This window comes from Nonomuraea bangladeshensis, from assembly GCF_039529455.1.
Lineage (GTDB): Bacteria > Actinomycetota > Actinomycetes > Streptosporangiales > Streptosporangiaceae > Nonomuraea > Nonomuraea bangladeshensis.
This window is the reverse complement of sequence record NZ_BAAAMV010000020.1, coordinates 69557-93583: the sequence shown is the minus strand read 5'-3', so window position 1 is coordinate 93583 and position 24027 is coordinate 69557. Positions and strand designations below refer to the sequence as shown.

General features: G+C 73.4%; 21 protein-coding genes. 10 read left to right on the top strand and 11 right to left on the bottom strand.

Annotated features, from left to right (window positions below):
- Positions 1 to 30: 30 nt before the first annotated feature.
- Together ABD292_RS45625 and ABD292_RS45620 are read right to left on the bottom strand one after the other, a co-directional pair.
- Positions 31 to 768: a YcnI family copper-binding membrane protein gene (locus tag ABD292_RS45625; protein ID WP_344219091.1), complete on the bottom strand. Its 738-nt coding sequence runs from the start codon at positions 766 to 768 to the stop codon at positions 31 to 33.
- 48 nt (positions 769 to 816) lie between these two features.
- Complete coding sequence (locus ABD292_RS45620; RefSeq protein WP_344219089.1) at positions 817 to 1359, bottom strand: MFS transporter; 543 nt, start codon at positions 1357 to 1359, stop codon at positions 817 to 819.
- Positions 1360 to 1481: 122 nt separating this feature from the next.
- Here ABD292_RS45620 and ABD292_RS45615 point away from each other — a divergent pair, with 122 nt between their 5' ends.
- A complete protein-coding gene (locus tag ABD292_RS45615; protein WP_344219087.1) occupies positions 1482 to 1979 on the top strand; it encodes a hypothetical protein in 498 nt (165 codons plus the stop codon).
- On the opposite strand, the gene ABD292_RS45610 is transcribed toward ABD292_RS45615, so the two are convergent.
- Genes ABD292_RS45610 through ABD292_RS45600 form a run of 3 tightly spaced genes read right to left on the bottom strand, consistent with a single transcriptional unit; the run spans position 1973 to position 4267 of the window.
- Positions 1973 to 2752 carry an ABC transporter ATP-binding protein gene (locus ABD292_RS45610; RefSeq protein WP_344219085.1) on the bottom strand — a complete coding sequence of 260 codons (780 nt, stop codon included), beginning with the start codon at positions 2750 to 2752 and terminating at the stop codon, positions 1973 to 1975. The genes ABD292_RS45615 and ABD292_RS45610 overlap by 7 nt on opposite strands.
- 2 nt (positions 2753 to 2754) lie before the next feature.
- A complete protein-coding gene (locus ABD292_RS45605; protein WP_344219083.1) occupies positions 2755 to 3543 on the bottom strand; it encodes an ABC transporter permease in 789 nt (262 codons plus the stop codon).
- The gene (locus tag ABD292_RS45600) at positions 3536 to 4267 is read right to left on the bottom strand and encodes an ABC transporter permease (protein WP_344219081.1); all 732 of its coding nucleotides are present in this window, start codon (positions 4265 to 4267) and stop codon (positions 3536 to 3538) included. The genes ABD292_RS45605 and ABD292_RS45600 overlap by 8 nt, the downstream gene beginning before the upstream one ends.
- Positions 4268 to 4590: 323 nt before the next feature.
- Here ABD292_RS45600 and ABD292_RS45595 point away from each other — a divergent pair, with 323 nt between their 5' ends.
- The 3 genes from ABD292_RS45595 (at position 4591) to ABD292_RS45585 (ending at position 8267) form a co-directional block, all read left to right on the top strand.
- Positions 4591 to 5532, top strand: coding sequence for an alpha/beta hydrolase (locus tag ABD292_RS45595; RefSeq protein ID WP_344219079.1), 942 nt, complete (start codon positions 4591 to 4593; stop codon positions 5530 to 5532).
- Positions 5533 to 5623: 91 nt separating this feature from the next.
- Complete coding sequence (locus ABD292_RS45590) at positions 5624 to 6460, top strand: siderophore-interacting protein (RefSeq protein WP_344219077.1); 837 nt, start codon at positions 5624 to 5626, stop codon at positions 6458 to 6460.
- Between the two features lie 181 nt (positions 6461 to 6641).
- A complete protein-coding gene (locus ABD292_RS45585) occupies positions 6642 to 8267 on the top strand; it encodes a serine/threonine-protein kinase (RefSeq protein WP_344219075.1) in 1626 nt (541 codons plus the stop codon).
- A gap of 78 nt (positions 8268 to 8345) precedes the next feature.
- On the opposite strand, the gene ABD292_RS45580 is transcribed toward ABD292_RS45585, so the two are convergent.
- From ABD292_RS45580 to ABD292_RS45560, 5 genes are read right to left on the bottom strand one after another with little or no spacing between them, the layout of a single operon-like run.
- The gene (locus ABD292_RS45580) at positions 8346 to 10970 is read right to left on the bottom strand and encodes a sugar-binding protein (RefSeq protein WP_344219073.1); all 2625 of its coding nucleotides are present in this window, start codon (positions 10968 to 10970) and stop codon (positions 8346 to 8348) included.
- Between the two features lie 16 nt (positions 10971 to 10986).
- Entirely contained in the window at positions 10987 to 11787 is an 801-nt protein-coding gene (locus ABD292_RS45575; protein ID WP_344219071.1) for a carbohydrate ABC transporter permease, read from the bottom strand.
- Complete coding sequence (locus ABD292_RS45570) at positions 11784 to 12680, bottom strand: carbohydrate ABC transporter permease (protein WP_344219069.1); 897 nt, start codon at positions 12678 to 12680, stop codon at positions 11784 to 11786. The genes ABD292_RS45575 and ABD292_RS45570 overlap by 4 nt, the downstream gene beginning before the upstream one ends.
- Positions 12680 to 14068: an extracellular solute-binding protein gene (locus ABD292_RS45565; protein WP_344219067.1), complete on the bottom strand. Its 1389-nt coding sequence runs from the start codon at positions 14066 to 14068 to the stop codon at positions 12680 to 12682. The genes ABD292_RS45570 and ABD292_RS45565 overlap by 1 nt, the downstream gene beginning before the upstream one ends.
- A gap of 2 nt (positions 14069 to 14070) precedes the next feature.
- On the bottom strand, positions 14071 to 15339 hold the full coding sequence (locus ABD292_RS45560) for a carbohydrate kinase family protein (protein WP_344219065.1): 1269 nt from the start codon (positions 15337 to 15339) through the stop codon (positions 14071 to 14073).
- A gap of 153 nt (positions 15340 to 15492) precedes the next feature.
- On the opposite strand from ABD292_RS45560, the gene ABD292_RS45555 reads away from it, so the two are divergent.
- From ABD292_RS45555 to ABD292_RS45545, 3 genes are all read left to right on the top strand, one after another.
- On the top strand, positions 15493 to 16251 hold the full coding sequence (locus ABD292_RS45555) for a DeoR/GlpR family DNA-binding transcription regulator (RefSeq protein ID WP_344219063.1): 759 nt from the start codon (positions 15493 to 15495) through the stop codon (positions 16249 to 16251).
- 16 nt (positions 16252 to 16267) lie between these two features.
- Positions 16268 to 17614: a 6-phospho-beta-glucosidase gene (locus ABD292_RS45550; protein WP_344219061.1), complete on the top strand. Its 1347-nt coding sequence runs from the start codon at positions 16268 to 16270 to the stop codon at positions 17612 to 17614.
- Between the two features lie 315 nt (positions 17615 to 17929).
- Complete coding sequence (locus tag ABD292_RS45545; RefSeq protein WP_344219059.1) at positions 17930 to 18526, top strand: restriction endonuclease; 597 nt, start codon at positions 17930 to 17932, stop codon at positions 18524 to 18526.
- A gap of 110 nt (positions 18527 to 18636) precedes the next feature.
- Here the strand turns inward: ABD292_RS45545 and aceA are convergent, their stop codons facing one another.
- A complete protein-coding gene (gene aceA, locus ABD292_RS45540) occupies positions 18637 to 19920 on the bottom strand; it encodes an isocitrate lyase (RefSeq protein ID WP_344219057.1) in 1284 nt (427 codons plus the stop codon).
- 248 nt (positions 19921 to 20168) lie between these two features.
- Between aceA and ABD292_RS45535 the strand changes: the two genes are divergently transcribed.
- The 3 genes from ABD292_RS45535 to ABD292_RS45525 all read left to right on the top strand — a co-directional run bounded on the left by ABD292_RS45535 (position 20169) and on the right by ABD292_RS45525 (position 23904).
- The gene (locus ABD292_RS45535; RefSeq protein WP_371247183.1) at positions 20169 to 21641 is read left to right on the top strand and encodes a helix-turn-helix domain-containing protein; all 1473 of its coding nucleotides are present in this window, start codon (positions 20169 to 20171) and stop codon (positions 21639 to 21641) included.
- 45 nt (positions 21642 to 21686) lie between these two features.
- A complete protein-coding gene (locus ABD292_RS45530) occupies positions 21687 to 22634 on the top strand; it encodes a glucosyl-3-phosphoglycerate synthase (protein ID WP_344219055.1) in 948 nt (315 codons plus the stop codon).
- A 61-nt stretch (positions 22635 to 22695) separates the two neighbouring features.
- The gene (locus tag ABD292_RS45525; RefSeq protein ID WP_344219053.1) at positions 22696 to 23904 is read left to right on the top strand and encodes an acyl-CoA dehydrogenase family protein; all 1209 of its coding nucleotides are present in this window, start codon (positions 22696 to 22698) and stop codon (positions 23902 to 23904) included.
- The last annotated feature ends 123 nt before the right edge of the window (positions 23905 to 24027 follow it).

The following is a 24027-nucleotide window of genomic DNA, read 5'->3' as shown; positions in this document are numbered from 1 at the left end:
GACGGCCGCGCCGCCGGGCGGGTGCGCGGGTCAGGCGCTGGGGCGGCGGCGGAGGCCGAGGGCGCCGATGATGACGCCGATCACGCCCACCGCGAGGCCCGCTCCGCCCAGCAGCCGGGCGGTGCCGTCCGTGCTGCCGCCCGCGGTGGCCGGCGCCGCGGGCGCGGCCGGGGACACGGTAGGCACGGCGGAAGCGGGGGCCGTGCGCGGGGCGACGGCGCCGTGACCGTCGTCGCCGGTGGCCGGGGTGAGCTTGAGCAGTGGCGCCGGGTGCTCGGCCTCCGTGCCGTCGGTCTTGGGCGCCTCGGACCAGTCGACGACCTCACCGCTGGAGTAGGTCTGCTTCGTCGGGAAGACGAGCTGGTCGGTGTCGGTGGGCAACTGGCCCATGGACACCTCGAACTCCTGGAACTGCCCGGGCTCGATCTTGCCGCCGGACCAGACGACCTTGGTCACGGCCTCCTTGAGCTCGCCGTACTGGGTCTTGACCGGCGTGGGCAGCTTGCCCTCGGTGACCTTCACCTTCCAACCGGGCACGGGCTTGACCGACACGAACGCCAGCGGGTGGTCGGCGGGGAAGGTGACCTCGATCGTGGTGGTCGAGGCGTCGTCACGCTCGTTCGGCACCCGGAAGGCGACCTTGGTGAAGCCGCCCTGCTCGGCGGAGCCCGGCTGGATGGTGACGTGGGCGAGGGCGGGCAGGGCGAGCCCGGCGGTGAGTGCGGTGGCGGCGGCGATCACGGTCGCGGCCCGGCGTACGAAGGACATGCGGAAACTCCACTTGAGAGGAAGGGAAGAACAGGGGTGTCAGAACGATCAGGCGGGAAGTGGAGGACCGCGCCTGGCCAGGCAGTGCCGGAGAACCGGCGAGAGAGGGACGGCCCGCGCGGCGGCCACCGGCGGGCGGGGCCGCACGGCGGGCACGGCGACCGGCCGCAGCAGCGTGAGCCGCCGCCCGGCCCGCCGGAGCAGGGCCCACAGCGCGGCCTCGCCGCGCGCCAGCCACACCCCCGTGAGAAGCGTGGCCGTGAGGTGGGCGGCCAGCATGCCGGCGTTGACCGCGAGCCCCTGCCCGTGCCCGTGCACGGGGACGTAGGCGATGTCCTGGGAGCCGGCCCGCGCGAACAGCTCGTGCAGCCCGAGCTGCGCGCCGACGAGCACGACGTTGACGACCGGGGCCGAGCGCTCCCGGCCGGTCAGCGCGAGCCCCAGCCCGGCCGACGCCGCGAGCCCCAGCCCGGCGGCCCACGGAGCGGGCCCGGAGCCGCCGCCCACCAGGTGGGCGAGGGCGGCGAGAGTCACGCAGACGGCGGAGAAGGCCGCCGTCCGCGCCAGCCTCAGGGGGAGTCGCGCGCGCATGGGTGTGCCCCATCGTCTCACGGGGCAGGGTTGCCTGTGGCCTCAACCGGGCGATGCCTGGGCGTTGCACACTGTTTGTCGCTAGGGTCGTGCCGATCTACGTTGACATAGAGGTGAGAACGTTGCGGCACTTAGGCGGTTTCCTCATCGGGTTAGTGGTCACGGCGGCCGTCCTGGCGGGCGGCGGCTGGGCCGTGACGCAGGCCGCCGCGCAAGCCGCAGCGCACGTCACGGGGCAGGCCCCGGTCACCCCGGCCGACAACCAGAAGCTCTGGATCGCGCTCGGCGCGATGGCCGCGGTCGGCCTGGTGTACGGGCTCGTGGTGGCGGGCCGGATCTCGCCGCTCGCCACCTTCGTGCCGTCCATGGCGCTGCTGTCCTGGACCGTCGTCTACGCGCTCGACCCGGCGCGCGCGATCTCCCTCGTCCCCGCAGAGCCGTCGGTGGACCAGATCGTCAGGGAGGCCGGCGCCGGCGCGCAGACCCTCCTGACGACGGGCGTGCTGGCCCTGCTGGGCGTGGCCCTGTTCATCCCCGTGCTGATGCCGTCGCGCTGGTCGCGCCCGTACGACGACGATGACGACGACTACGAGAGCTCCCAGGAGGGCGGCTACTACTGATCCGCCCCCGCCGGCCGGCCGTCGGCGAGCACCGCCTCGCCCTTGTAGAGGCGGGTGACGACGTCCTCGATGTCCGCGTCGGCCGGCGCGGTCGCCATCAGGTCCGCCAGCGTGCCGTCGAAGGCCAGCCGGCCGTGGTCGATGACCATGACCCGGCGGCACAGCCGTTCGACGTCGCCGAGGTCGTGGGTGGTCAGCAGCACCGTGGTGCCCTGCTCGGCGTTGACCCGCAGCAGGAACTCGCGGATGCCGGCCTTGCTGACCACGTCGAGGCCGATCGTGGGCTCGTCCAGCACCAGCACCTCGGGCGCGCGCAGCAGCGCTGCCGCGAGATCGCCGCGCATGCGCTGGCCGAGGCTGAGCTGGCGCACCGGCGTGCGCAGGAACCCGCCCAGGTCGAGCGCGTCGGTCAGCTCCGCCAGCCGGGCGCGGAAGGCGGCCCGCTCGACCTTGTAGAGCAGCCGGATCAGCTCGAAGCTGTCGGCCAGCGGCAGGTCCCACCACAACGTGGTGCGCTGACCGAAGACCACCCCGATGCGCCGGGCGAGCGCGGTGCGCCGGCGCGAGGGGTCGAGCCCGGCCACGCGCACCCGGCCGGAGGTGGGCGTGAGGATGCCGCAGAGCATCTTGATCGTGGTGGACTTGCCCGCGCCGTTCGGCCCGAGGCAGCCGACGAACTCTCCGGCGGACACGGTGAACGACAGGTCGCGTACGGCGTGGACGACGTTCTTCCTGACCTTGAACGTGCGTCCCGCCCGGTCGAGCTCGATCATCGTCAACTCCCGGTGGATCGGTAGTGCCTGACGCCCCGCCGCCAGGCCAGCGCGGCCAGCAGGGCGAGGGCCGGCGCGGCGACCGGCCCGAGGAAACGCATGAACTCCGGCGTGCCGAACGGGTCGTCGCGGCCCAGCACGTACAGGCCGGGCTGCCAGTTGACGAAGGCGAGCGGCAGCACGTACGTGACGCCGCGCACCAGGTCGCGCCCGTAGATGGCGAGGGGGTACTGGGTGAGCTGGTGGCCGCCGTAGGTGAAGGCGTTGACCACCTCGGGGGCGTCGGTCAGCGCGAACTGGGCCGCCCCGGCCAGCGTCCACAACGAGGTGAAGACGACGAGCCCCGTGGCCGTCATCACCGGCAGCATCCACAGCCGGGCGGGATCGATGTCGAGCGCCGCGACCGCCCAGACGAGCACCACGGCGGCCTGGACGACCCGGCCGACGCGGCTGGGGGTGAAGCGGTCGGTGGCGAGCTGCAGCCAGGCGCCCGCCGGCCGGATGAGGAAGGCGTCGAGCGTGCCGTCCTTGATGTGCCGGCTCACCCGGTCGAGGTTGCTGACGAACAGGTCGCACAGCGTGAACGGCAGGCTCGCCGCCCCGTAGAGGAACAGCACCTCCTCTCGGGAGAAGCCGGCGAGACTGGTGGTGTTGGCGAAGACGACGAGGATGACGCCGAGGTCCATGGCGGCCACGGCCAGGCTGAGCACGGTCATCAGCCAGAACGAGACGGGATAGACGGCCGCGGCCCGCGTCCACGTCCAGGCCAGCAGGAAATAGGTCCTAACCACCCTGGATCACCACCTTGTGGCGGATCGCCCGGGTGGCCAGGGCGCCGAGCCCGAGCAGCACGGCCGCCCAGAACGCCTGGAAGGCCAGGGACGGCAGGACGGGCGCGGTCCCGAGATAGAGGTCGGTGGGCACCTGGACCATGGCCGCCCACGGCAGCGCGGCGGCGAGGTCGCCGAGCGCGCCGGGGAAGATGTGCAGGGGCAGCATCATGCCGGAGAAGAACGTGCTGAGCACCAGCGACAGCACGGCCACCCCACGGTCGTCGACGAGCCAGCAGACCGACAGCGCGACCAGGTAGCGCCAGCCGAAGCTGACCACGATCGCGAGCACGAGGCCGGCCAGGAACGCCGCCCACTGGCCGGCCGTGGCGGGCAGCGTGATCCCGAACACCGCCGCGCCGACCGCCATCGGCGGCAGGCCGCGCACCAGGAGCAGGTAGGCGGCCCGGCCGGTGTCCTCGGCCAGCGTCCAGAGCTGCAGCGGGGCGGGGCGGACCAGGTCGAGCGCGATGTCGCCGCTGCGGATGCGCTCGGGCAGGCCGAGGCCGCCGCCGAAGAGCTGCATCGGGGCGATGAGCGCCTGGGTGACGAAGCAGTAGGTGACGGCGTCGGTGAGGTCGTATCCGGCCAGGCCGGGGCGGGCCTGCCAGAGGGCGATGAGGATGTAGGCGCGCAGGATGCCGAACACGCTGTTGGTGAACGCTCCGGCGAGGGCGGCCCACACGTAGGTGGCGTGCTTGCGGAAGCCGTACCGGACGAGCCGGGCATAGAGCGGGAAGGTCTCGCACCTCCGAAGTGTGACGGCACGGTGACGAACCGTGTCCGGGCCCGCGCACGGGCCTGCCGATGGGAAAGCAGGGCATTATCCGTCGGTGGCCCGCGAGCCCGCAACGGATTTAACACGCTCTCGCCCTCGGAAATATTTAGGAAATATCCGGGTAAGAAATGAGATACCTACTGGCCGGTAGCGAGGGCCGTATCCGGGGGAATGAGACCTGTCGGAGGGTCGTTATGCGGATCAACGGGGATGTGGTACCCGAATACCCCTTGAGCTGGCAGGCCCGCGCGCTGACCGGAGTCATGTGGGGCACGCTGAAGCCGGCGTCCACGCTCCTCATGCGTCATCCGCTCGCGCTGGCCGGCGCCGCCCGCGTCGGCGAGCTCGCCCGGCTGGTGCAGGCGCCACAGCCGGCGCACGTGTCGATCGTGCCGGCCGCCTTCTCCGACTGCGGCGGCGAGTGGGTGCGCGGCGGTGAGGAGCTGGAGGAGAACAAGGTGCTGCTGTACTTCCACGGCGGCGGCTACTTCTCGTGCTCGCCGCGTACCCATCGCTCCATCACCTGGCGGCTGTCGGTGGTGGCCAGGCGTCCCGTGCTGGCGCTCGACTACCGGCAGGGGCCGGTGCACAAGCTGGCCGACTCGCTGGCCGACGCCCTCGACGCCTACGAGTGCCTGCTGCGGCGCGGCCACGCCCCCGAGAACGTCATCGTCGCAGGCGACTCCGCCGGCGGGCACCTGACGCTTGCCACGCTGCTGGCGCTGCGCGACCGGGGCCTGCCGCTGCCCGCCGCCGCCGTCTGCATGTCGCCGTGGACCGACCTCACCGACATCCCGCGCCGCGCCAACCGCTGGCAGGACCCGCTGCTGCCGGCCAGCCGGGTGCGGTGGCTGGCCCGCCGCTGGACCGACGGGCTCGACCCCCGCGACCCGCTGGTCTCGCCGGTGCTCGGCGACTTCACCGGGCTGCCGCCGCTCATGATCATGACCGGCTCCACCGAGGTGCTGCGCGACGAGGGGCGGCGGGTGGCCGAGGCGGCGCGCCGCGCCGGGGTCCCCGTCCGGTACGAGGAGTGGCGGCGCATGCCGCACGTCTTCCCGATCCTCGCCGACGTGCTGCCCGAGGCCAGGATGGCCTTCCGGCACATCGCCAGGTTCCTCGCCGCGGCGGGAGCCAGGCCGGCGGTGCGGGATGACGAGGCGGCGGCCTGAGCGTTGCCTGAATGAGGGGTCTTCCTGGCCCCGTTCGCCCGGCAGCGTGTAAGGTTAGGTATACCTTACCTGCGTCAGGGGGCAGTGACATATGGCTGACAGGCCCGTGGACCACCACCGGGGGATCGTCCAGCGGACCGAGCGGCTCTCGCCGCACATGGTCCGCGTCGTGGTCGGGGGCGACGGGCTGGCGGACTTCGCGACCTCCGGCCTCACCGACCACTACGTCAAGATCGTCTTTCCGCACGAGGGCGTCGAGTACCCCCGTCCGTTCAGCGTGAAGGCGTGCAGGGAGACCATGCCGCGCGAGGTGTGGCCGCGCCTGCGCACCTACACCGTGCGCGCCTGGGACCCCGACGCGCTGGAGCTGACGCTCGACTTCGTGGTCCACGGCGACGAGGGCCTGGCCGGCCCCTGGGCCGAGCGGGCCGCGCCCGGCGACGAGGTGTTCCTGCTGGGGCCGGGCGGCGGCTACGCGCCCTCCCCGGAGGCGGGCTGGCACCTCATGGTGGGCGACGAGAGCGCGCTGCCCGCCATCGCCGCCTCGCTGGAGGCACTGAAGGACGGGACGCTCGCGTACGTGCTCATCGAGGTGGAGGGGCCGCAGGACGAGCTGAAGCTCGGCACGGCGGCCGAGGCGCACATCACCTGGCTCTACCGGGGCGACCGCCCCGTGGGGGAGCGGCTGGTCACGGCCGTCCGCGAGCTGGAGTTCCCGGACGGGGACGTGCACGCGTTCGTCCACGGCGAGGCCGGCTTCGTCAAGGAGCTGCGCCGCCACCTGCGCGTCGAGCGCGGCATCCCGCTGGAGCGGCTGTCGATCTCCGGCTACTGGCGGCGCGGCGTGGACGACGAGGCCTGGCGCGAGGTCAAGCGCGACTGGAACAGGAAGGTCGAGGCCGAGGAGGCCGCGGCCCTCGCGAGCTGACGGCTCTCCCCGGGGCCGGGGAACACCAGCCTCACCCGCAGCTTCCGGCCCTCCCCTTCCTCACCTGCGGGGAATGACCGCCTTACCTCCAATACCGCTTAAGTAAGACATGCGGACAGCCTCCGCGGATGCGGCCACAGTGTGCCTTGGCCGTGTTCCAGACAGGAGAGGCGAAATCCGGATGGCGCGTGGTGAGAGCGGCATGCCTCCCGGCGTGCGGCCCCTGGCGGCGGGCGACCCGGTCGTCATCGGCCGATATCCGCTCCTCGGCCGTCTCGGGGCGGGCGGGATGGGAGTCGTCTACCTGGCCGAGCACCCTCGGGGCGGCCTCGTCGCGCTCAAGACGCCGCACGCGGCGCACCTCCACGATGCCACGCTGCTGGCCCGCTTCGCCGAAGAAGTCGCCTTCTCACGCAGATTGGTGCCGTTCTGCACCGCCGCCGTGCTGGAGGACGGCGCCGACCACGAGCGGCCGTACCTCGTCACCGAGTACATCCCGGGGCCCGCGCTCTCGCAGGTCGTCCTCGCCACCGGACCCCTCGCGCCCGGCCTCGCCTACGGCGTCGCACTGGGGGCGGCGGCCGGTCTGGTGGCCGTGCACGAGGCGGGGTTCGTCCACCGCGACCTCAAGCCCGCCAACGTGCTGCTGTCGCCGCGCGGGCCGCGCGTCATCGACTTCGGCATCGCCCGCGACGTCACCGGCGAACGCGGCGCGGACGCCCACACCCAGGCCGGGCAGGTCATGGGCAGTCCCGGCTGGGTCGCGCCCGAACGGCTGACCGGCGGGGACGCCCTCCCGGCGGCCGACGTGTTCGCGTGGGGGTGCGTGGTGGCGTTCGCCGCGTCCGGGCACCACCCGTACGGGAGCGGCCACGGGGGCGACGAGACGGAGGCGATCACCCGGCGCATCCTCTTCGAGCCGCCCCGGCTGGACCGCCTGCCCGTCCTGCTGCGGCCCGCCGTGGAAGCGGCGCTGGCCAAGGACCCCGGCCGGCGGCCCGACGCCGCGGAACTGCTGCGGGCGCTGCTGGCGGCGGGCGGGGTCGGCGTTCCGCGGGATCTGCGGCAGGCGGTGGAGGGCGTGCTCGGCCGGATCTGGACTCCGGTGCCGTACCCGGTGGGCGACCACCCACCGTCGGGGGAGCCGGCCGCGTCGCCGGCGGTGTCGTCCGGGCAGCCGGCGAGCGCGGTGGCGTCCGGGCCGGGGGACGGGCGTCGCCGGGGGCGGGCGGGGGCTCAGCTGTCGCACGCGACCTTCGCCGCCCTCGCCACCGTCTCGATCGCGGCGGTCACCGTCATCGCCGCCGCGTCCGGTTCCGGGCAGGACGTGGAAGGCGGGTCCGTCGCGCCGCCGCCCGCCGTGGTGCCGCAGTCCAGCGCCGACTCCACCCTGCGTCCCCCCGCCACCCGCACCGGCGGTCCGTCGCCGCCCGGCCGCGCGGGCATCCCGAGGACGGTCCCGGCCGTCGTCACCCCCGCCGTCGAGCGCCCTTCCGGCAGGACCCCCACCGTGTACGTCACCCGCACCCGCACGGCGGCCACCGTCGCCGTCGTCACCCCGGCCCCGAACCGGGAGGACACCTCCCGGCCGCCCACCGCCGGCGAACCCGGCGACCCCGATCCGGGCGGCCCCGATCCGGGCGAGTGCGCGAACCCGGCGAGCCGGCGGCGCGGCGACGCGGCGGCCCGCCGCGAATGCCCGCGCCCGACCGCCTCGATCACCACGATCCCCCAGGACGGCCCCGGCGAGTCCCCGGACCCGTCCACGTCGGCCCAGCCGACGCCGACGGCCACGGGAAGCTCCTGACCGGGCCGGACGGGGGGCACGGGTGCCGGCCGGACCAACTGGCGGGCGGCCGGCACCCGCGTGCCCCCTACGCGCGGGTCAGCGTACGCGGGCCCGGGACGCCGAGGCGCCGCCGCGCGAGGACTCCCAGCCGGCGACCACGGCGGGATCGGCGGCGAGGGTCCGGGTCAGCGGGACCTTCACCGTCGTCGTGCCCCGGCGCGGCACGGCGGTGACCGCCGAGCCCGCCGTGCCCCGCGCGTCCCGTACGAACAGGTGGGCCTTGCCCGGCCCCGCCGCCCGGAACGTCACCGTGACCGCGTTCCCGGCCCGGACCGCCGTGACCACCTGCCCGGCGTCCGCCGCCGCGGGGCCGCCGGCCGGTGGCACGTTCACGCGGACCGCCTGCTCCAGCGACTGCGGCGAGTCCAGGCTGGACAGCGCCGTGTCCGGGATGACCGGTTCGGGGGCCGGCCGCTCGGTGCTCCGGTAGCCCGCCAGCGACGCCACGCCCCACCGGTACGGGTCGCCCTGCACGCCGCCCCACGTCGACCAGCCGATCCGGGTCTGCCCGGTCTTGTCCTGGGTGTCGGAGTCGTACACCAGGATGTTGAGCCCGAGGTGCTGCGGATCCACCGAGCCGGGCAGCAGCTCCAGCGGGATCGCGGCCTCCACCGTGTACTCACCGGGGGAGACCTTGGACGCGATCCGCATCCCGGTGGCCGGGCCCTGCCGGTTGTCCGCGTCGCGCAGCGCGCACGGCGGCCCCTCGGCGGTCACCGGCAGCACCGCCGCCTTGAACGTCGTGGAGGTGTTCTCCGACGTGCCGCGCGGGTCGAGCGCGATCTCCACCGCGTCCGTACGCCAGTGCCGCTTGCAGTCGGCGGCGGCCAGCCGGGTGCCGAGCACGTCGTCCTTGACCCGGACCGCGACGTACAGCGTGTCCTCGTGCCAGGCCAGCCGGGCCGTGGCCGAGCAGTCGGCCGCCGACGAGCACGCCGTGCCCTCCCACAGCCGGGAGACGTCGATCGCGGGCCCCGGGTAGCCGGAGTCGTCCCCGTCCACGTCGAGCGCGGCGCCGGCCTGCGGGATCGTGGCCGCCGGCACCAGCTCCAGCGCGGGCCGGTCGGTGACCACGCCGTCCACGGTGACGGTGTAGGCGTAGTCGCCGCCCTCGTTGGACGTCTTCAGCGCGGCGTCGGTGTTCGTGACCGTGAACGGCACCGTCGCCGACGCGCCCGGCGCCAGCTCGGGGTAGGCCGCCTCGGCCCGGTCGGCGGCGAAGCCCGCGGGCAGGTCCACGCGCACGGTGCCGGCGCGCGGCGCGTCGCCGACGTTCGTCACCACGACGCCGACCTGCCGCGAGCCGCCCGACGGCAGCGTCAGCACCGGCGTCACCAGGCCGCGCAGCTGCGGCACGCCGACGTCTGCGGTCCACTTCTCGTACTGGGCGACCTGCGGGAGGAGCTGCTGCCGGCCGCGTACGGCCGGGCTCGCCTCGACCTGCCGGTCGGTCCAGCCGCGGCCCCGCTCGGTGGTCAGCACCGCGCCGATCCGCGCCCGGCCCGCCGCCCCCGCCGCCGGCGTGACGGTGAACCGCGCCGTCGCCGCCCGCCCGGGGGTGATCCGGCCGAGGTCGCCGGAGCCGGAGGCGGTCCAGCCCTCGGGGAGGCGCAGCGCGGCCGACGAGCGGCCCAGCGGCTCGCGGGCGGTCACCGAGACCTCCACGGCGAACGGCGTCCCAGGCCGGACGTCGAACGCGCCGGTGCGCAGCGACAGCCCGGTGCCGAGCGGCACGGAGCCCGCCGGGCGGGTCAGCACGCCGTCCAGGATCGCCGTGGGCGCCGCCGCGGCCGTGGTGCCCGGCTCGGGGAACGGCACCCGCGCGTCCACCTGGGTGAAGAAGTCGCAGCCGAGCTGCGCGGGGTCGGCGGGAACGTCGGGGAAGACGGCCCAGCCCTGGGAGGCGTACACGCGCTGGGAGTCCCGCTCGATGGCCGCCCACGTCCGGCCGCCGCCGGAGGTGCGCCCGCTCCACACGCCGTACACGTTCTGCGCCGGGTTCGCCGGGCGGAAGGTCGCCCCGCAGGACGGCCCTGCCTGCGACGTGCCGCGCCCGCCGCCGGTCAGCAGCCGGGCCGGCGCGAACGGCTTCAGCCCCTCCCGCGTGAGCTGCTCGGGGAACGCCTTCGGGTCGGCCGCCGCGTAGAACGCCTCGATCGCCAGCCTGGCCGCCTGCTGGTGGTTGCCGTGGTTGCCGGGCGTCGGCGCCGGGTCCATGGTCAGCAGGATCTCCGGCCGGGTCTGCCGGACGACCCTGACGACCTTCTCCAGCGTGTCGCCGCCCCAGACCTGGTCGGTCAATGGGGCGCTCACCGTGTAGTAGAAGTCGACGTCGTCCAGGTTGAACACCTCGCGCACGCCGGCCCCGCCGACCGCCGCGCGCTCCTCGGCCTCGCGCAGCAGCCCCAGCGCGGGCCCCTCCTCGGGGCCGACGGCGTTGCCGCCGCCCTCGCCCCGCGTGACGGTGACCACGCCCGTGCGGACGCGGTGGTCCTCGTTCCACTGGCCGAGGGTGGACAGGCTGAACGCCTCGTCGTCGGGGTGCGCGCCGACGAACAGCGCGTCGAGGTCCACGGGCGCGGCCGGGGCGGCCGCCGCCTGGGCGGGCAGGGCGGCGGCTCCCGGGACGAGCAGCAGAAGGGCGGACAGGATCAATCGCATGGCGCCTCCGGAGGATCTACTCGCGAACCGCCCCTTGGAGCAGCCCGCGGACGAAGTGTCGCTGGAGGAACAGGTAGAAGATCACGACCGGCGTCGCCACGATCACCGACCCGGCCGCGAGCAGGGTGAAGCCCGAGGTGTGCTGGCCCTGGAAGAACGCCAGGCCGAGCGGCGCCGTACGCAGCGACTCGCTGGTCACCATGATCAGCGGGATGAGGAACTCGTTCCACGTCCACATGAAGACCAGCACCGTCAGCGTCACCACCGCCGGCCGCGCCGGCGGCACCAGCACCTGCCACAGGATCCGCCACGTCGAGGCCCCGTCGATGCGCGCCGCCTCCACGATCGCCCGGTTCGAGGCGCGGAAGTAGGCCCGCATCCAGAACGTGCCGAACGCCACCGAGAGCGCCACCTGCGGCAACGCCACCGACCAGAACGTGTCGATCAGCCCGAGCGAGCGCAGGTCGAAGTAGAGCGGCACCGCGACGGCCTCGCTCGGCATCATGATCCCGAGCATGAACAGGTAGAACAGCGCCGACTGCCCGCGAAAGCGCATCGTGCCGAAGGCGTACCCGCTCATGACCGACAGCACGACGCTGACCACCACGACGAACGCCGACACCGCGATGCTCGTGCGCAGGTACGTCCCGAACCGGCCCACCTCCCAGGCCGCCGCGAAGTTCGCCGCCCCCGCCGTCCCGCCGCTGTCGGACGGCCCCAGCGCCGCCCCCAGGATCGTCACGATCGGCAGCAGCGCGAACACCGCGAACACCGACAGGATGACGTAGTTGGCCACCCGCTCCCCGCGCGAGATCACGTGAGCCCCCTGTCGGCGAACCGGTTGATCCCGAACGAGATCACGAAGATGAGCAGCGCCAGCGTCACCCCGACGGCCGCCGCCGAGCCCACCTGGCCGAGCCCGAAGGCCCGGTGGTAGACCTCGTACGACGGCACCGTCGTGGACGTGCCGGGACCGCCGCGCGTCGTCACGTACACCAGGTCGAACGTGCGCAGCGCGGCGATCACCGTGAGCGTCAGGGCGACCGCGATCTCCCCGCGCACCGACGGCAGCGTCACGGCGAAGAACTCCCTGACCGCGCCGGCCCCGTCGAGGCGCGCGGCCTCGTACAGGTCGGGCGGCACCCGGCTCATGCCGGACAGCAGCAGCACGGTCACCAGCCCCGTCTCGACCCACGTGCCGACCACCCCGACGGCGGGCAGCGCGAAGGTGTAGTCGCCGAGCCAGCCCCGCGTCAGCGAGTCCAGCCCGAGCGCGCCGAGCAGGCCGTTGAGCGTGCCGTCGGGCGCGTAGACCCGCCGCCACGCCACCGCCACCACGACCATCGCCACCACCTGCGGCAGGAACACCACCGTGCGGAAGAAGCCGAGCCCGCGCACCTTGGCGTGGTTGAGCACCGCCGCCAGCGCCAGGCCGATGGCGAGCGGGATCAGCGCGTAGAACACGACGAGCACCAGCGCGTGCCCGAAGGCGGCGCGCAGCCCCTCGTCGGCCACGATGGCGGCGTAGTTGTCCAGGCCCGCCCACCTGCCCACGGACAGCCCGTCCCAGTCGTAGAGGGAGAACTGCACGGCCCGCCCGATCGGGAACAGCAGGAACGCCGCGTAGATCACGAACGCCGGCAGCAGGTAGAGGTAGGCGACGCGCCGGGGCTCGCCCGGAGGCCGCCCCGCCGCCCTCCGCCGTGCCATCAGTTGCTCTCGGCGAAGGTCTTGTAGTCCTTCTCCAGGGTGGCCAGGAACTCCTGCGGGCTCGCCTTCCCGGCGAGCAGGTCCTGCAGCGCCGCACCGAGCGTGTCGGCGAAGGTCGGGGTCGCGTAGTCGAGGTAGGGGACCAGCCCGTCCTTCTCCGTGACGGTGCCGAAGGCGGTGAAGACGTCCTGCTGCGGCCCCGCCTTGACGCTCTGCTCCCCGGTCTCGGCGACCGGCAGGTTGCCGGTCGAGGTGAGCACCTTCATGGCGTCCGCGCTGGTGATGAAGTCGACGTACGCGGCCGCCGCGTCCGGGTGGGGGCTCTTGGCGGTGATGGCGAACGGCAGCCCGGTGCCTCCCGTCGCGACCGGCGCGGCGTCGGCGGTGACGCCCGGCGGCAGCATGAAGCCGAGGTCGTCGCCGAGCGCCTTCTCCAGGTCGGCGAGCAGCCAGGTGCCCGCGACGAGGAAGACGCCCTCGCCCTTGCCGAACGCCTGCCAGGCGGGGTCGTAGCCCTGGCCGTTGAAGCCCTTGGCGAAGTAGCCCTTGTCGACCCAGCCGACGAGCTGCTCGGCGGCGGCGGTGTTCTCGGGCGTGGTCCAGGAGGCGCCCTTGCGGCCGAAGGCGAGCGCGGAGATCTGCTCCGCCGGCACGTGCCGGCCCTGGACGGTGCCGAAGACGTGGATGGCGGGCCACTTGTCGAGGTTGCCGAGCTGCAGGGGCACCTCGCCGGCGGTCTTGGCGGTGCCGAGCGCGGTCTCGAAGTCGGCCCACGTCTTCGGCGGCTGCAGCCCGAGCTTGGTGAGCTTGGCCTTGTTGTAGAAGACGCCGACGACCTCGCCGACCTGGGGGAGGCCGTACAGGTTGCCCTCGCCGAAGAGCTTGCCGTCGGCGCTGTAGCGGGAGTAGCGCAGGACGGACTCGGGGTAGCGCTGCTTCCAGCCGTAGGCGTCGGCGTAGGCGTCGAGCGGGAGGAGCTGGCCGGCCTTGACGAACGCGCCCATGGAGGAGCGGCCGTTGTTGGCCTCGACGACGTCCGGGGGCTCGTTGCCGCTGAGGGCGAGGCGGAGGGTGGTGTTGAGGTCGTCGAAGGAGCGGGACACCCGGTTGAGCTTGATGTTGGGGTATTTGGCCTGGAAGGCGTCGTTGAGCTGCTTCATCTGCGCCGCCTGCCCGCCGCGGACCTCCTGGTCCCACACGGTGAGCGTGACGTCGCCGAGGGCGGCGGCGTCGGTGCGCACGGCGGACGGGGCCGCCGGGCTCTGCGGGGCGGGCGGCGCGGAGGATCCGGGTGCGCACGCGGTCAGGGCGAGGGCGGCGGCGGCGAGCAGTGCGATCGCCGGGGTGCGGCCCGTCCGTCGCGCCGTCCGTCGCGTCGTGGACGTCATGGTTACTCCTTCTGCGCGGGCACGCGGGAGGTGCCGGGGTCCCCGTCGTCGTGCGCGGGGCCACCCCCGTGCGAGTCGTCCCGCGGACCCTCTTTCCTGGATCCGGCGTCCGTCACCGGGGTGGCCTCGCCGCCCGGCTGGGGCTGGGGGGCGACGCCGACGTCGGCGTAGCGGGCGATGGTGGCGGCGGCGCGGCGTACCGCGCCGACCGGGTCGGTGGGCACCAGCCGGTCCAGGAAGGCGTAGCGGCGGGCGAGTGAGCTGCCGTAGGCGCCGCTGTGGGGGGCCGTGGCGCGTACCTCGTGCCACCAGTCGGCGATGTCGCCCCAGCCGGGGGCGGCGAGCGAGCCGCCGAACTGCTGCACGGCGAGGGCCGCGCACACCTGGGCGAAGGCGACGCGGTCGGTGAGCGGCCAGCCGCAGAGGGTGCCGAGCACGAAGCCCGCGCCGAACACGTCGCCGGCGCCCGTGGGGTCGAGCGCGTTGACCCGCGGCGCGGGCACGAACGCCTCCTCGCCGGTGGTGGAGTCGATGGCCATCGCGCCGTTGGCGCCGTCGGTCACCACGGCGACCGGCACGTGGTCGGCGATGGCGTAGAGCGCGTCGCGCGGGGTGTCGGTGCGGGTGTAGGCCATGGCCTCGACGGCGTTCGGCATGAAGGTGTGGCAGATCGACAGCTGCTCCAGCACCCCGGAGGACCAGGAGCCGGACGGGTCCCAGCCGACGTCGGCGAAGATCAGCGCGCCGTCGCGGTGCGCCAGCTCGGCCCAGTTGCACGCGCTGCCGGGGGTGCCGAGCGGCTCGTCCTCGGAGAGGGTGACGATCACGGCCTTGGAGCGGGGCGGCTTGCCGATCATCTCGGAGGCGGACATGGGGGAGGGGTGGCCGTGGGTCACCATGCTGCGGTCGCGGTCGACGGCCATGGAGACGGTGACCGGCGAGTGCCAGTGCTCGAAGCGGCGCGACCTCGACAGGTCGACCGACTCCTGCTCCTCCAGCGTGCGCCAGCAGAAGTCGCCGTAGTCGTCGTCGCCGAAGGCCGCGGCCAGGGAGGTGCGCAGGCCGAGGCGGCTGGTGGCGATGGCGAGGTTGGCGATGCCGCCGGGGCACGAGCCCATGCCGTCGGCCCAGATCTCGGTGCCGGCGGCGGGCATGGCGGGCAGCCCGGTGAAGATGATGTCCAGGAAGACCGTGCCCGCCAGGAACACGTCGAACTGCGGGCTGCCGGGGGTGCGTTCGCCGGCGAGAGGGTCGTACGCCTGAACAGTCACGGGAATGAGGCCTCCTCGACACGCCGCGATGTGCGCAATCTTGCACGTTTACGCGCACACTTCAAGCCCTCCGTGCGAACGATGACACCAAATGCGTACGAAATGCTTACTTGGTGCTTACTGTTGGGCGGAAATGACTGATAAGGTGACGCCGTGCTTCAGCGCCTCCGGCATGCCGAGATCATGCGCCGCGTCCGGCTCTCAGGCGCCACCAGCGTCCGCGATCTCGCCAGCCAGCTCGGCGTGAGCCCGTCCACCATCCGCAGGGACCTCGAGGTGCTCGACCGCGACGGCACGCTGCGCCGCGTCCGCGGCGGCGCTCTCCCCAGCCTGGACGCCGACGCCGACCGGCCCTTCGCCGAGGTCGCCGAGGTCGACGGGCAGGACAAGGAGGCCGTGGCGGCACGCGCGGCCGAGCTGGTCCGCGACGGCGACGTGGTGCTGCTCGACATCGGCACCACCACCGCGTGCCTCGCCCGGCGGCTGCGCGGGCGGCGCGTCACGGTCGTCACCTCCAGCCTCGCCGTGCTCGACGCGCTCCGCTGCGACCCCGAGGTCGAGCTGCTGCTGCTCGGCGGCATGGTCCGGCGTCCCTACCACTCGCTGGTCGGGGTGCTCACCGAGGCCGCGCTGAAGCAGGTGGTGGCCGACCGGGTGTTCCTGGGCGCCAGCGGCGTGCGCCCCGACGGGCAGCTCGTCGACACCACGCTCGCCGAGGTGCCGCTCAAGCGGGCTATGATCGCCGCGGCGGGGCAGGTGCTGCTGCTGGTCGACCGGCACAAGTTCCCCGGGACGGGCGCCCTGCGCGTGTGCGGGCCCGAGGACGTCGACGTGGTCGTCACGAACGCCGGGGCCGATCCGGCCACGCTGCGCAGCCTGACGGCCGCGGGCGCCGAGGTGCTGCTCGCTTGAGGGTGAGGGAGTTCGTATGAGACTGGCCGTGATCGGGGGCGGCGGCTTCCGCGTGCCGCTCGTGTACGGCGCGCTGCTGCGCGACCGGGCCAAGCCGCGGGTCGAGGAGATCGTGCTCCACGACGTCTCCGCCGACCGGCTGGCGGTCGTCGCCCACGTGCTGCGTCAGCTCGCCGCAGGGCACGACGACCCGCCCGCGGTGCGCGTCACCACCTCGCTCGACGAGGCGCTGCGCGGGGCCGACTTCGTCTTCTCCGCGATGCGGGTCGGCGGCCTGGCCGGACGCACCGCGGACGAGCGGGTCGCGCTGGAGCTGGGGCTGCTCGGCCAGGAGACCACCGGTCCCGGCGGCATCGCCTACGGCCTGCGCACCGTGCCGGTCGCCGTGCGGATGGCCGAGCGGGTCGCCGAGCTGGCGCCGCGCGCCTGGGTCATCAACTTCACCAACCCGGCCGGCATGATCACCGAGGCGATGCGGACCGTGCTCGGCGACCGGGTGATCGGCATCTGCGACTCGCCGATCGGCCTGATCCGCCGCGCCGCCGCCGCGCTCGGGCTCGACCCGGCCCGCGTGGAGCCCGACTACGTGGGGCTCAACCACCTGGGCTGGCTGCGCGGGCTCGGCCACGACGGCCAGGACGTGCTGCCCGGCCTGCTCGCCGACGAGACGGCGCTGCGCCAGGTCGAGGAGGCCCGGCTGTTCGGGCCCGGCTGGGTGCGCACGCTCGGCGCCCTGCCGAACGAATACCTCTATTACTACTACTTCACCCGCGAGGCGATCGCCGCCAGCCGGGGCCGCACCCGGGGCGAGAGCCTGCTGGACGGGCAGGAGGCCTTCTACGCCGCCGTCCAGGCCGATCCCGGTCAGGCGCTGGCCGAGTGGCGGCGGGCGCGCAGGGAGCGCGACGAGTCGTACATGGCCGACGTCCGCGACACGGCCGAGGCGGGCGAGCGCGATGCGGCCGACCTGGAGGCGGGCGGCTACGAGGGCATCGCGCTCGCGCTGATGGCCGCGCTGTCGCGCGGCGAGCCGGCCACGATGATCCTCAACGTGCGCAACGGCTCGGCCGTCCCCGGCCTGCCCGCCGAGGCGGTCGTGGAGGTCCCGTGCGCGGTGGGCGGCGCGGGCGTGCGCCCGCTGGCCACCCGCCCGCTGCCGGGCCGCTTCCTGGGGCTGTTGCAGCAGGTGAAGGCGGTCGAGCAGACCGCCATCGAGGCAGCGCTGAGCGGGTCGGCCGAGCTGGCCGTGGCGGCGTTCGCCCTGCACCCGCTGGTCGACTCGGTCTCCACGGCCCGCGCCCTGCTCGACGGCTACCGCGCCCGCGTCCCGGAGCTGGCGCGGGTCGTGCCGGGCGCGGTCTGAGCCCCGGATTCTGTCGGTCCCGCCGCGCATACTGGCCTTCGGCATCGCTCCGAGGGAGGCGCCATGGCGAGAGGCTCTCGAAAGCGCACCGGCGGCCGGAGCGCCGGGCGGCGGGCCACCGCGGCCTCCCGGCGGCGGGAGGCTGCGAGGTCCCGGCAGCCGCGGGGCGCCGCGACCTCCCGGCGGCGGCGGGATGTCGCGGCCTTCCGGCGGTCGGGTGGCGCTGGGGCCCTCCGGCGGTGGTGGGGTGCCGCGGCCCTCCGGCGGTGGTGGGGTGCCGCGGCCTTTCGGCGGCGGCGGCGGAACGCCGCGGCGGTGACGGTCGCGGCGGCCGGTGGCGGAGTGGTCTGGTTCGCGGCCGAGCACCCTGGGTGGGCGGCGGGCATCGCGGGCCTGCTCGTGGTGCTGTTCGTCGGCGGGCTGATCCTGCGGCACCGCGCGATCGAGGCGGGACGGCGGCGGTTCCTCGCCGCCAACGCCGAGCTGGAGAAGGTCGATCTGATGTCGGGCCCGGAGTTCGAGCACCTGGTCGCCGAGCGGATGATCGCCGAGGGGTTCCGCCAGGTCCGCGAGTGCGGCGGCAGAGGCGACTTCGGGGTGGACATCACGGCCGTCGCCCCCGGTCACGGCCGTTACGCCGTCCAGTGCAAGCGCTACGTCGGGTCGGTGGGCGCGCCGGAGGTGCGCAACTTCCTGGGCGCGCTCGCCAACACCTTCGCCGGGCACACCGGCGTGCTCGTCACCTCCGGCCGCCTCACCCGGCAGGCCAGGGAGGAGGCGCTGGGCGCGCGGGAGCCACTGATCCTGGTCGAGCGCGACCGGCTGGCCGACTGGCTGGTCGGCGCGGCGCCGCTGCTCCCGGCGCGGCGGGCGCGCCGCCCCGGCCCGCTGGCCGGCGAGGAGGCCATCTGACGTGCGGAAGGACATGGGTGGGCCGCGCCGGTGCTGGGGGGACCGGCGCGGCCCGTTTCGCCGGGGAACCGTCCCATGCCCTGGAGGTGGCCGGCGAGATCAGGGGTGCCCTAGTGGCCGAACTGCTCCTCCTCGGTCGAGCCCTTGAGCGCGGTGGTCGAGGAGTCGGGCGCCACGGCGGTGCTGACCAGGTCGAAGTAGCCGGTGCCCACCTCGCGCTGGTGCCGGGTGGCGGTGTAGCCGCGCCGCTCGGCGGCGAACTCGCGCTCCTGGAGCTCGACGTAGGCCGTCATGCCGTCGTTGGCGTACCCCTGGGCGAGGTCGAACATCGAGTAGTTCAGCGAGTGGAAGCCGGCGAGGGTGATGAACTGGAACTTGTACCCCATGTGGCCCAGCTCGCGCTGGAACTTGGCGATGGTCGAGTCGTCCAGGTGCTTCTTCCAGTTGAACGACGGCGAGCAGTTGTAGGCGAGCATCTGGTCGGGGTGCTCGGCCTTGATCGCCTCGGCGAACTCGCGGGCCACGTCCAGGTCGGGCGTGCCGGTCTCCATCCAGAGCAGGTCCGAGTACGGCGCGTACGCCAGGCCGCGCGCGATGCACGCCCGGATGCCGTTGCGGACCCGGTAGAAGCCCTCGGCGGTGCGCTCGCCGGTGGTGAACTCCTGGTCGCGCGGGTCCACGTCGCTGGTCAGGAGCGTCGCGGCCTGGGCGTCGGTCCGCGCGATGACCAGTGAGGGGACGCCGCAGACGTCGGCGGCGAGGCGGGCGGCGTTGAGCGTCTTGATGTGCTGCCCGGTCGGGATCAGCACCTTGCCGCCCAGGTGGCCGCACTTCTTCTCGGAGGCGAGCTGGTCCTCCCAGTGCACGCCCGCGGCGCCGGCCGCGATCATGCCCTTCATCAGCTCGAACGCGTTGAGCACGCCGCCGAAGCCGGCCTCGGCGTCGGCGACGATGGGCGCGAGCCAGTGCGGGGCCTCGACGCCCTCCGACCAGGTGATCTGGTCGGCGCGCAGCAGCGCGTTGTTGATGCGGCGCACGACGGCCGGCACGGAGTTGGCCGGGTACAGACTCTGGTCGGGGTACGTCTGCCCGCCGAGGTTCGCGTCCGCGGCGACCTGCCAGCCGGACAGGTAGATCGCCTTGAGGCCCGCCTTCACCTGCTGCACGGCCTGGTTGCCGGTCAGGGCGCCGAGCGCGTGGACGTAGTCCTCGGTGTGCAGGAGCTGCCACAGCCGCTCGGCGCCGAGCCGCGCCAGCGTGTGCTCCTCCTGGACGCTGCCGCGCAGCCGGATGACGTCCTCGGCGCTGTAGGTGCGCTCGATGCCCTCCCAGCGAGGGTCGTTGTCCCATTCGTCCTGCAGCTGCTGAGCAGCTCCCTTGAGGCGATCGATCATGGTCACTCCTTTTTCGTCCCCTGGGTGCCTGTGCCGAGTGTGTGCCCGGGAGGACACCGGCCAACAGGCGCAGTAGAGCAGAAGAATCGTGAAATTTTCCTCCTTGTCCATTACTGGCGGGTATTCAGTAGGGAAGAATTCGCGAGTTTTACCGTTGGCCTAGACCAATCCTGGGCGCGCTCGGACCGTCCTGTCCCGGCTGCCCGATGGGCTAGAAGATGAGCAGATTTTCTGTCTAAGATGCGTACATGGCCTCGTTGCTGGGCGAAGAACCGCTGTCTTTGACGCAGGAGCTCGATCTCATCGCGTTTGGCCAGCGCCTGCGTCACCTGCGCAAACAGCGCGGCCTGACGCTGTCGGACCTCGGTTCCCGGGTCAACCGCGCACCCAGTCAGCTCTCCCTGCTGGAGAACGGCAAACGTGAGCCGAAGCTCTCCTTGCTCAAATCGCTGGCCTCAGCGCTGGGCGTGCCCGTCGAGGAGCTGCTGCGCCGCCAGCCGCCCAACCGCCGCGCCCAGCTGGAGATCGCCCTGGAGGAGGCCCAGCGCGACCCCCTGTACGCGGGGCTCGGCCTGCCCCGGCTGAAGGTCTCCGCCCGCGTGCCCAACGACGTCCTGGAGCACGTGCTCGGCCTGTACGGCGAGCTGCGCGCCCGCCAGGCCCGCGGCACCGCCACCCCGGAGGAGGCCCGGGTGGCCAACGCCGAGCTGCGCCGCCGTCAGCGCGAGGTCGGCAACTACTTCCCCGAGATCGAGCAGGCCGCCGCCGAGGCCCTGGACGCCGTCGGCTACCGCAGCGGCGCGCTGTCGCAGAGCACGATCCAGAGCCTGGTCACGCACTTCGGCTACACCGTGCACACGGCCCAGGATCTGCCGCGATCGGTGCGTTCCATCACCGACATGCGCAACCGCCGCATCTACGTCAAACACGAGCAGCTCGGCATGCACACCCCGCGCACGATCCTGCTCCAGACGCTCGGCCACCTGGCCCTCGGCCACGACAAGCCCCGCGACTTCGCCGACTTCCTGCGCCAGCGCACCGAGGCCAACTACTTCGCCGCCGCCGTGCTGGTGCCCGAGCGGGCCGCCGCGCTCTACCTCCAGGAGGCCAAGTCCGACCGGGCGCTGTCGGTCGAGGACCTGCGGGACGTCTTCGCGGTGTCGTACGAGATGGCCGCCCACCGCTTCACCAACCTCGCCACGCACCACCTCGGCCTCGTCTGCCACTTCGTGCGCAACGACGCGGGCGGCACCATCTACAAGGCGTACGAGAACGACGGCATCGTCTTCCCCGCCGACGAGCAGGGCGCGATCGAGGGGCAGCGGATGTGCCTGCAGTGGTCGGGGCGGCAGGTGTTCCTGTCGCCGGACCGCTTCTCGGTCTACTACCAGTACTCCGACTCGCCGACCGGCACGTACTTCTGCGTCGCGCACGTGGACCCGTCGCGCGAGCGGGACTTCGCGATCACGCTCGGGGTGCCGTACAAGGAGTCGCGGTGGTTCCGGGGGCGCGAGACCACCCACCGCACCAAGTCCGACTGCCCGAACGGCGAGTGCTGCCGGCGCCCGCCCGCCGAGCTGGCCGAGCGCTGGGAGGGCTACGCCTGGCCGTCGGCCCGCGCCAACTCCCACGTCCTCGCCGCGCTGCCGCCGGGGTCGTTCCCGGGCGTGGACGAGGCGGACGTCTACACCTTCCTGGAGCGCCACGCAAATGGTACATAACCCGACATAACGGGTATCGGGGGGTGGGGAGGAGGTGGTCGGAGGATGCTGCCCGAAGTGCGCGGATGGCTGCGGCGCCGTACGTCGTCGGCCCGCGACTGGCCCGTCCGGGACCTGCTGGCCGCCAAGGGGACGACGACCGTCAGCGTGGTGCTCCCGGCCCGCGACGAACGCGCGACCGTCGGCGAGATCGTCGGGATCCTGCGCCGCGAACTGGACGGCCTCCTGGACGAGGTCGTCGTCATCGACTCCCGCTCCCGTGACGACACCGCCCGCGTCGCCGCGCGGGCGGGCGCCCGCGTGCACGCCCAGGACGACATCCTGCCCCACCTGCGCCCGCTCGACGGCAAGGGCGAGGCGCTGTGGAAGTCGCTCGCGGTCACCCGGGGCGACGTCGTGGTCTTCGCCGACGCCGACATCAGGCACTTCCGGGCCTCGCTCGTCGGCGGCGTGCTCGGCCCGCTGCTCACCGATCCGACCCTCGCCTACGTCAAGGGCTGCTACGACCGCCCGCTCGACGGCGCGCCGAACGGCGGCGGCCGGGTCACCGAGCTGGTGGCCCGCCCGCTCATCAACCTGCACTGGCCCGAGCTGGCCGGGTTCGTCCAGCCGCTGGCGGGCGAGTACGCCGGTCGTCGCTCCGTACTGGAGCGGGTGCCCTTCCTGACCGGCTACGGCGTCGAGCTCGGCCTGCTCATCGACCTGCTCGACCTGGCGGGGCTGGACGCCTTCGCCCAGGTGGACCTGGGCTCGCGCGAGCACGCGCCGCAGTCGACCGAAGCCCTGGGGGCGATGTCCTGCCAGATCATGCTGGCCGCCTGGTCCCGCCTGCGGCGCCAGGGCAAGATCCAGGCCTGGCACGAGCCGTCCTGCCTGCTGGCCCAGTTCCGGCGCGGGCTGACCGGCCACGACGTGACCAGCCGGGACATCGCCATCGCCGAACGCCCGCCCATGCTCACCCTTCCCGGCCGCCTTCCTGCCGGGGCCTACTGACCGGTAAGGTGTTACCACTGGTAACCCCCGGCAGCGGGGTCGGAAGGGGAGTGTGCGGCCCATGAGCGGGTTCTGCCCGGAGCTCAGCGACGACGTCAAGCAGGTACGCGACTGGGTGCACGAGTTCGCCCGCGACGTGATCCGCCCCGCGGGCGCCGACTGGGACGAGCGCGAGGAGACCCCCTGGCCGGTCATCCAGGAGGCCGCCAAGGCCGGCCTGTACTCCCTCGACTTCTTCGCCACCCAGTGGTTCGAGGAGAGCGGCCTCGGCCTGCCGGTCGCGTTCGAGGAGATCTTCTGGGGCGACGCCGGCATCGGCCTGTCCATCGTCGGCACCGGCCTGGCCGCCGCCGCCCTGTCCGCCAACGGCACCCCCGAGCAGATGGGGGAGTGGCTGCCGCAGATGTTCGGCACCGAGAACGACGTCAAGCTCGGCGCCTTCTGCGCCTCCGAGCCCGACGCCGGCTCCGACGTCGGCGCCATCCGCACCCGCGCCGTCCGCGACGGCGGCGACTGGATACTGAACGGCGTCAAGACCTGGGCCACGAACGGCGGCATCGCCAACGTCCACATCGTCGTCGCTGCGGTCGATCCCGCGCTCGGCACCCGCGGCCAGGCGTCCTTCATCATCCCGCCCGGCACGCCCGGCCTGTCCATGGGGCAGAAGTTCCGCAAGCACGGCATCCGCGCCTCGCACACCGCCGAGGTCGTCCTCGACGACGTCCGCGTACCCGGCTCCTGCCTGCTCGGCGGCGAGGAGAAGCTGGAGGCCCGGCTGGCCCGCGTCCGCAACGGCGAGCGCGCCGGCGAGCAGGCCGCGCTGCGCACCTTCGAGACCACCCGCCCGGCCGTGGCCGCCATGGCCGTCGGCATCGCCCGCGCCGCCTTCGAGTACGCCCGCGACTACGCCCGCGAGCGCGAGCAGTTCGGCCGCCGCATCGCCGAGAACCAGGCCGTCGCCTTCCTCCTCGCCGACATGGCCACCCGCGTCGACATCGCCCGCTTCATGACCTGGCGCGCCGCCTGGATGGCCCGCAACGGCCGGCGGTTCGAGCAGGCGGAGGGCTCGATGTCCAAACTCGTGGCCAGCGAGACGGCGGTGTGGGTGACGGAGCAGGCGATCCAGATCCTGGGCGGGGCCGGCTACACCCGCGAGCACCCGGTGGAGCGCTTCCACCGCGACGCCAAGATCTTCACCATCTTCGAGGGCACGTCGGAGATCCAACGCCTGATCATCGGCCGCGCCGTCACCGGCCTCCCGGTCCGGTGAACTCACCCTGCTCGATGCTCGGCGGTAGCTGCTGGGTGGAGAGCGCGGAGGGCCTCTGTTTCCCCAGAACCGTCCGCGCTCTCCCCTATGGGGAAGGCCGGGCTAGTCGATCACGACTAGTGG